This window comes from Marinobacter gelidimuriae (assembly GCF_000372805.1).
Lineage (GTDB): Bacteria > Pseudomonadota > Gammaproteobacteria > Pseudomonadales > Oleiphilaceae > Marinobacter > Marinobacter gelidimuriae.
In genome coordinates this window covers 1-7982 of the sequence record NZ_KB889945.1, presented here as the reverse complement: position 1 = coordinate 7982, position 7982 = coordinate 1, and the positions used below count along the sequence as shown (strand labels likewise).

7 protein-coding genes and 4 pseudogenes are annotated in these 7982 nt (G+C 54.3%); 6 read left to right on the top strand and 5 right to left on the bottom strand.

The window, feature by feature from the left end:
• Positions 1-205: hypothetical protein (locus A3OI_RS23285; protein WP_040475212.1), on the top strand; the 205-nt coding region annotated here is incomplete at its 5' end.
• 48 nt (positions 206-253) lie between these two features.
• On the opposite strand, the pseudogene A3OI_RS0117875 reads toward A3OI_RS23285, so the two are convergent.
• Positions 254-364: pseudogene (locus A3OI_RS0117875) on the bottom strand (fumarate hydratase); the annotation flags it as partial.
• Between the two features lie 203 nt (positions 365-567).
• Here A3OI_RS0117875 and A3OI_RS0117870 point away from each other — a divergent pair.
• Positions 568-1341 (top strand): enoyl-CoA hydratase, encoded by a 774-nt coding sequence (locus A3OI_RS0117870; protein ID WP_018405581.1) that lies wholly within the window; start codon positions 568-570, stop codon positions 1339-1341.
• Between the two features lie 17 nt (positions 1342-1358).
• Here the strand turns inward: A3OI_RS0117870 and A3OI_RS0117865 are convergent, their stop codons facing one another.
• Complete coding sequence (locus A3OI_RS0117865; protein WP_018405580.1) at positions 1359-2243, bottom strand: hypothetical protein; 885 nt, start codon at positions 2241-2243, stop codon at positions 1359-1361.
• Positions 2224-3630, bottom strand: a complete 1407-nt coding sequence (locus A3OI_RS0117860) for a DNA recombination protein RmuC (protein WP_018405579.1) — start codon at positions 3628-3630, stop codon at positions 2224-2226. Before A3OI_RS0117860 ends, A3OI_RS0117865 begins: the two co-directional genes overlap by 20 nt.
• Before the next feature lie 216 nt (positions 3631-3846).
• Here A3OI_RS0117860 and A3OI_RS22420 point away from each other — a divergent pair, with 216 nt between their 5' ends.
• The 4 genes and pseudogenes from A3OI_RS22420 (at position 3847) to A3OI_RS0117850 (ending at position 5729) form a co-directional block, all read left to right on the top strand.
• Positions 3847-4230 carry a hypothetical protein gene (locus A3OI_RS22420; RefSeq protein WP_081622976.1) on the top strand — a complete coding sequence of 128 codons (384 nt, stop codon included), beginning with the start codon at positions 3847-3849 and terminating at the stop codon, positions 4228-4230.
• A pseudogene (locus tag A3OI_RS24520) lies at positions 4142-4426 on the top strand (putative ATP-dependent zinc protease); the annotation flags it as partial. The gene A3OI_RS22420 and the pseudogene A3OI_RS24520, both read left to right, overlap by 89 nt.
• Before the next feature lie 48 nt (positions 4427-4474).
• A pseudogene (locus A3OI_RS24515) lies at positions 4475-4768 on the top strand (7TM domain-containing protein); the annotation flags it as partial.
• Position 4769: 1 nt separating this feature from the next.
• On the top strand, positions 4770-5729 hold the full coding sequence (locus A3OI_RS0117850) for an alpha-L-glutamate ligase-like protein (protein WP_018405578.1): 960 nt from the start codon (positions 4770-4772) through the stop codon (positions 5727-5729).
• Positions 5730-5867: 138 nt separating this feature from the next.
• Here the strand turns inward: A3OI_RS0117850 and A3OI_RS0117845 are convergent, their stop codons facing one another.
• Both A3OI_RS0117845 and A3OI_RS22410 read right to left on the bottom strand, forming a co-directional pair.
• Positions 5868-7469: a BCCT family transporter gene (locus tag A3OI_RS0117845; protein WP_018405577.1), complete on the bottom strand. Its 1602-nt coding sequence runs from the start codon at positions 7467-7469 to the stop codon at positions 5868-5870.
• A gap of 108 nt (positions 7470-7577) precedes the next feature.
• A pseudogene (locus A3OI_RS22410) lies at positions 7578-7982 on the bottom strand (IS1595-like element ISMrsp2 family transposase); the annotation flags it as partial.

Here is a 7982-nt window from a genome sequence, read left to right as displayed (position 1 = left end):
AGAGAGTTTAAGCTGCCTGAATTTTGCCAGTAAGTTGTGGGGGTTATTCAAAGCGCTCATTGCCGGTGCGTTAAATGACATGGCCAATTTAACGGATACTGAAAAACATGACGTGCTAAGCAAAATTGACCAAACGGTTGTGGCTTTTTTTACGCAAGTCATGCAAATGGATAGTTTCACCTTACGCCAAGAAGCCCTAGAATGAGGAAGTGTTCACCTTTATTGGTTGGATTTGAACCCCGAAACTTGAGTTATAAGCCTCGTACACCGCCTGAATAAAATCCTTCGGGTGATAGTAGGAAATAAACTGCAGCGCGTCGGCTACACTTTCAATCAGGTCTTCCTGGTGGATCAGGGTGGTCATAGTCGCCTCATCAACGGTCGTTACAAGAATATATTGGCAAATCAGAAGGCAAAGTTTACCAGAAATTCATCCGCGCGCGGGGTGCGACTGCAAGCCAATTCGCTGTGCCTGCTGATGACTAAAAAACGTTAAAATTGGTGAAGAATGCGATGAAAAGCGGTTAACATGCATTGCAAACTAACAAAGAAGTATCGGGAGACACCGTGACAGACCCTATTCTGATTGAGAAAAAAGACCAGGTGTTAATCGTTCGCCTGAATCGCCCAGAGCGCAAGAACGCCCTTACCCACGCTATGTACACCAGCATGGCCGACGCCATCGAGCAAGTCCAAGCCGACAAGGACATTCGCTGCATTCTGTTTACCGGCAGCAATGAGTGTTTCACCGCCGGTAACGATCTTAACGATTTCACCAAAGGCTTGCCCGGTGATTTCCGCGAAACCCCGGTGGGCCGTTTTCTGTTTGTGCTGGTTAATGCGACCAAACCGGTAGTTGTGGCGGTTAACGGGCCAGCGGTAGGCATTGGCACGACTATGCTGCTGCACTGCGACATGGTTATGGCAGGCACCAACGCCGGTTTTCAAATGCCGTTTGCCAGCCTTGGCCTTTGTCCCGAAGGTGGCTCCAGCATTTTACTGCCCATGTGGATTGGCCGCGTACGGGCTGCCGAACTGCTGATGCTGGGTGGTCGTTTTAGTGCCGAAGAGGCGTTGCGCCTGGGCATCATCAATCGCGTGTGCGAACCTGAGAACACGGAAGCAGTCGCCTGGGAGGTTTGTCAGAAACTGGTTGCACAGGCACCAGCGGCCATTCGCGCTACCAAAGAGCTGCTAAAACGACCCAATCTGGAGGCGCTGGAACAAACCATGCGGGCAGAAGGCGCGCTGTTCGGCGAACGCCTGAAGTCACCAGAGGCGGCCGAGTCCTTTCGCGCCTTTATAGAAAAGCGTAAGCCAGACTTCTCACGTTTTAGCTAAGCCTGCTAAAACAGCACTTAACCGGACACAGGTGGCAAGGCCACCTGCTTGCCGGCGGCCTGTAAGTTGCGGATAAGACGCCCCAGCGTGCGGGCGATGTCTTCCGCTTGGCCTTGGTTAGCGCCTAGCTGAAACAACCGCGAACCGTCTCTTGGGTCATACACCCAGCAAGTGGCCAGGCTTGGTTCGCAATCCCATTTTACCAACGGGCTAATGCCGTAAACGTCAATCTGTTGGCTTTTGCGCAGCATGGTGCCTTGCTGGCGGGTAATTTTCTGAATCAGCAGGCTGCTGTTGCGTCTTTCAACCTGATAACGAATGTCTGCTGGTTGGTCCAACTGCACAATGGTTTTGTCTTCGCGCCAACCTGACAACTGCAAAACACTGTTCAGGTGCATCAATAACGCCTGCTCCTCACTGTCTGCCAAATACAGTTTTTTCAGATCCGCCGCACTTTGCCCTTCAGCGGCTTCAATGATGGCTATTCGCGGCTGCAACGGTGTTGCCGGATTATTGGTCACCGTTGCCAAGGCGCGGTCTTTGCGCAGCTTCTCTATTTCAGTAATTCGCTCCAGCGCCTGTTTGTAGTACTGGCCCTCTTTGCCTCCGCGGGTGACATACACCTCAAGCGAGGCTTGAGCCTCGTTTAACAGATCCGACTTTTGCATCACCCGGCCGCGGTAGAAATAAAAATCCACCGGGCGCTCGCCGTCTAGCTGCTGTAAACGCCCTAGGTATTCGCTGGCGTCGTCCCAGTTTTCAGCGGCCAGTGCTTGCTCGGTCGCCAGCATCAAGCGGCGAATTTCGTGCTCCGCGGGCAGCGCCATAGCACTGCCCGCGTACAACACGGCACACACGACCAACGCCCGGCAACCAGAAAATTTAAACGGTGTTGCTGCCATAACTGTTTTCCTCAATGGATTCGCCGGCGCCCGGCTCAGTGTTCCCTGGCGTATCGGAGACGCTCTTGTTACGGTCAAGGGCGGGCTCTGAGTCAAAGGCGGAATCAAGGCCAGAGCCGGCTTCAGGGTCAACTTCGGCCTGTTCGGTGACGGCCTTGGGCAGTTCTTTTTTTACCCGCACTCCCAATTCCACAAAGCGGTTGGCTTGTGAAATCAGGTTGCCGCGGCCGCGGGTCAGGGTGTTCATCGCACTGTCGTAGCTGCCCTGAGCGGTGTGCAACTGGCTGCCAAGGCGTTCCATAGCTTCTACAAACACCCGCAATTTATCGTAAACTGCGCTCGCCCGTTCCGCAATCAGTCGGGCGTTCTGGCTCTGGCGCTCGTAACGCCAGATGTTTTCGATGGTGCGCAGGGTGGCCAGCAAGGTGGTGGGCGTCACCACAATAATCTTACGTTCAAAGGCTTCTGAAAACAGACTGTCGTCGTGCTGGAAAGCTGCCACAAAAGCCGGTTCAATGGGCATGAACAGCAGCACAAAATCCGGTGAACGCAAACCGTTGAGCTGGCTGTAATCTTTATCGCTCAGGCTGCGAATGTGATTGCGCACGGCGTCCATATGCTGCTTCAGCGCCGCATCACGGGCGCTGCCTTCGTCGCTGATAACCCACTGCTGGTAAGCCACCAGCGACACCTTGGAATCTATCACCAGGTTGCGGTTATCCGGTAGGTGCACCACCACGTCTGGCCGCAGCAGCTGTTTATCGCTGTCGCGGTAGCTGCCCTGGGTTTCGTATTCAATACCTTTGCGCAACCCGGACCTTTCCAGCACCCGCTCCAGAATCAACTCGCCCCAGTTACCCTGTATTTTTTTATCGCCTTTTAACGCTCGCGTCAGATTAGAGGCTTCTTCAGTAATCTGCCGATTGAGTTCCTGCAACGATTTTATTTCGCTGCGCAGAGCCTGGCGGTCGCGGGTTTCGGTGGCATGTACCGTTTCGACGCGCTGTCGAAAATCGCTGAGTTGATCACGAAACGGTTTTAGCAGCGTATCCATACTGCTCTGGTTCTGCTGACTGAAGCGCTCGCTTTTCTGATCGAATATACGGTTCGCCAAATTCTCGAATTCCTGTTTTAGCGCATCGCGATTGTGCTCCAGAAGCGCCAGTTTCTCCGCCGCCGACTGGCGCTCATGGGCCAGCATTATCTGCTGCTCTCTTAATGCCAGTTTCAGATCGTTGTAGTCGGCCAGCAGGCGGCGGTTATTTTGCCCGGCACGCTGCAGCAATCCGGCTAATATCAGTACCAGAATAGAAATCGCCGCCATCAGCGAGAGCACAAGCACGGGTTGGTCAGCCACCCATTGGCTGAAGGTTTCAAGCACGGGCATTTACTCCTGCGGTATAACCATTAGAACAGTTCACTGACAAGTTTAACCTATTCATTTGCCATTGTTGCTGACGGGATACACGTCGCCTTAATCATCTGTAAACAAATCGCTACCGTGAGTTGCTGTATACTGCGCCTAAACACCATCACACAGTCGTTTCGTGCCGCTGACCTGTCAGTTCGGGCACTTTTTTGTCATTTTCTTCAGGGGTAGTTCATGGGTTTCAAGGGTTTCATGGGGTCAAAGCCTGGTGGCAACGTCCACTTGGCGCTGCCACTGCTGGTGATACTAACGAGCCTGGCCGGCTGTTCGGCAGATCAGTACTTTATGGTACCCAAATCCAATCTGGAAACCGTGAACACCTCGGTGCAAAACCAGCGGGCTACGCTGGTCACCATAGAAAACAACGCCAAGGTACGCTTCGAGCAAGCAATCAACGATCAAACCGCATCTACCGAAACCATTCTGCAAGCTATAAGCGCCCAAGTTAAAGCACCAGAATGCCCCCCCCGTGCCGAAACAGCAGGCTTGCCCCGCGGCTACCGCAGCCAAGGCCGTGGCCAGTCAGCTCAAAGGCAAACTCATTGTGGGCGAAGTTGAAAAGTTCTTCCTGACCGCAGCGGAAACCGTTTACAACGCCCGTATCGACAGCGGCGCCGAAACCTCTTCCATTGACGCGCGAAATATTGTGAGATTCGAGCGCGACGGCAGCAACTGGGTGCGCTTTGATGTGCCGGTACCTGGTGACAAAGAGCCCGGCAGCGAAGAGCTGCTGACCCTGGAAAAAGAAGTCTCGCGACGGGTGAGAATTCTTCAATCAAACGTCGAGGACCCTGAACGCCGGGTGGTGGCCTTCATGCGCATGTTGATCGGCATTCCCACTTCCGGCACCTTCATGCCAGTACTGATTGCGGTAGCGTTTGTGCAGACCACTTTAATACCCGGGTTGGTAGCATTCTTGTCGGTGGTCGCCATTTGCGCCTACCTGCTGATGAGCGCACCGCTGGCCGGACACCTGACCTTCAACTTCCCCGAATTGCACCTGGTTATTCTGGGCCTGATTCTGCTAATGGGTAATTACACCGGCTACAAACTCAGCGAACTGCGCCGTTTCACACCGATGAAGGTGTACGACTAATATGGGCTGGATATCTCCGTTTACCCTGAACCGCCTGGGCATGCTGAACATGAACCGGCGCAATGTGGATTACATTGCCCGCTACAATGATCGGACCTCCTACCCGTTAGTAGACAACAAGCTTAAAACCAAATTGGTGGTGGCTGAATACGATGTAAAAACACCGCGCCTTTTGCAGGTTGTTAGCCAACAACACGAAATTTTCCACTTCCGTGAAATGTCCGCGGATTTGGCCGACTTTGCCATAAAGCCTGCCAAGGGTTCTGGAGGCAAGGGTATCACCGTGGTCACCGGGCGCGATGGCGACGAATTCGTCAAAGCCTCCGGTGCCCGTATTGGCGTGGATGTGCTTGAACGACACCTGACCAACATTCTGGCGGGGCTGTATTCGCTGGCAGGCGCCTCTGACGTGGCCATTGTCGAAAACCTGGTGCAGTCCACACCGGATCTGGCGCGCTATTCGTTTCAGGGCGTACCAGACATCCGCATTGTGGTCTTTCAGGGCTACCCGGTCATGGCTATGCTGAGACTTGCTACCAGAGCCTCCGACGGCAAGGCAAACCTTCACCAGGGAGCGGTAGGCGTGGGCCTGGGCGTGGGCCTGGACATTGCCACTGGCAGGGGCCTGAATGCCGTTCAGTATAATCGTCCGGTTCTACTGCATCCGGACAACGGGCTTACGCTGGAAAATCTGGTCATTGAGGACTGGGAGACGATGCTGATCATGGCACCCCACTGTTACGAAGCGACGGGGCTGGGCTACATGGGCGTAGATCTGGTCGTAGATGCTCAGCAGGGACCGCTGCTGCTGGAGCTCAATGCTCGCCCCGGGTTGGCAATCCAGATGGCGAATGGCCGGGGTCTCAGGCCGCGGTTGCAGAAAGTGGAGGCGCTGCGAAGACCGCACTATTCGCCCGAGAAACGGGTCAAGTATGCTATGGCGGAGTTTGGATATTTATAGCAATGGGCTGTAATAAAACTGGTTGCAACAAAAAAGGGGCCTCTGAAGAAGGCCCCTTTTTTATTTTTCTTACTTTTTTCTTTGAACGTTACCGGTATTGGCAGTGAAAAGGGCCGGCTAATCGCCGGCCTTCCTTGGTTACGTCATTTTGCCTTCTGCAATCAGCAGGTGGCGCTCATGGTTCAATCCTTTCATCAAGCTATAGCACATCCCCAACAGAACGAACGTGAACGGCAGACCAACACTGACCGCGCCGGCTTGCAGCGCGCTCAAGGCATCTGCGCCGCCCACAAACAGCAATACGCCTGCAATCATGCCTTCCGTAACCGCCCAGAAAACACGCTGGGCTTTGGGGGCATCGATTCTACCGCCAGAGGTGATGCTGTCGATAACCAGCGAACCTGAGTCCGATGATGTCACGAAAAACACCAGAACCAGCACTATGCCCATGAAGGAAGTAATCGCGGTAAAGGGGATATTTTCAAGCATCTGAAACATGGCCAGAGACACGTCAGTCAAGCCGTCGCTCGCAAGCGTGCCCACGCCTGCCTGAATTTGCGCCAGGGCGCTGCCACCAAAGGTGCTCATCCAGACAATACTGATCACGGTGGGGACCAACAAAACCGCAATTACGAACTCGCGAACCGTGCGCCCCTTGGAGACCCGGGCGATAAACATACCGACGAAGGGTGACCAGGAGATCCACCATGCCCAGTAGAACACCGTCCAGCCATGGAACCAGGTGGTATCTTCTTCACGACCGAAGGGGTTGCTCAGGGGCAGCATGTTGCCAACATAGGCCGCAGTGGTTGTCCACATCTGCTCGATGATTCCCAGGGTTGCACCTGCGAAGAAGACAAACGCCAGCAACAGACCAGCAATGATCATATTGATGTTACTCAACAGCTTTACGCCGCCGTCAATACCGCGAATGACGGAAAGGGTGGCAACGGCCGTAACACCGGCAATGATGCCAACCTGAACGTTGAGACCGCCCTCGATCGCTTCGGGAAACAGAAAGGCCAGACCGGCTGCTGCTTGCTGGGCACCGAAACCAAGGGAGGTGGCAAGACCGAAGATGGTTGACAGAACCGCAATGATATCGATGACGTTGCCAGGCCAGCCCCAGACACGGTCACCCAGGATCGGGAAGAAAGCCGAACGGATCGTCAGGGGAAAGCCCTTGTTATAGGTGAAGAATGCCAGGGAAAGACCTACGATGGCGTAGATTGCCCAGGGATGCAGACCCCAGTGGTACATGGTCGCACCCATGGCCAACTTCGCGGCTTCCGGTGTATTGGGCTCAACGCCCAGCGGGGTGCCATACCAGTCGGTGAGGTAAGCCACCGGCTCGGCCACGGACCAGAACATCAGGCCAATGCCCATGCCGGCCGCAAACAGCATCGAAAACCAGGACATCCGGGAGAATTCCGGCTTGGCGTCCTGACCGCCTATACGGATTTTACTGACCGGCATGACGATCAGAGCGAAACAGAGAAGAACGAAAAAGTTTGCGCTGAGCAGAAAGCCCCAGTCGAAAATTGCGATAGCACCGTTTTTGGCGCTAGCAAGTAATTCCCCTGATGCTGTGGGGAAAATCAGTGTTCCTACGACAAACAGGATGATAAGCAGCGCTGTCACCGGGAACACAACGTTGTGTATGTCAAAACCAAACTTCTCGATGTTGTCTTGTCCTACCACATAGTCGGTTTGATAATCGTCTTTAGCAATGTCGCCCACAGCGGAGCCTCCTTCATTCATTGAACTACATTAAACATTATTGAACTTCGTCAGTTTGTGCGGTTAAATCGGGACTCTCAAAAGTTACGAGAGCATCAGTTTTCCTGATTACGCATAAGAGTCAGCCATCTTTAGCAGCCTATAGGGCATAGGCGGTGTCCGGGCGGCTACTGTCAGGAACCGCGGAAGCATGGCTTTGAGATCGTAGCGCCGATTGAAGCGGTATTCGAACTCAGCGAGGTNGCGAGGGGCATGCTGCCCCCGGATAGCGTGGTAAGTGCCAGTGATCGCGTTCTTGACGTTGCCGAGCAGGGTGTTGACCCAGTTGAACTCAGGATTCGCCACGCGGGCACGACCGCCTCCGGTGATGTGGCGCTCGTGGACGCAGGTGGCCGTGTCAAAGGCCCGGAAACAGTTGAGACCATCGCTGACAACGTGGCTTCCGGGCGCAATGGCCTGTTGGCCATAGCGACGCACCTCGGCCAGGGTAAAGCCACTCACACGGCGAAGCTG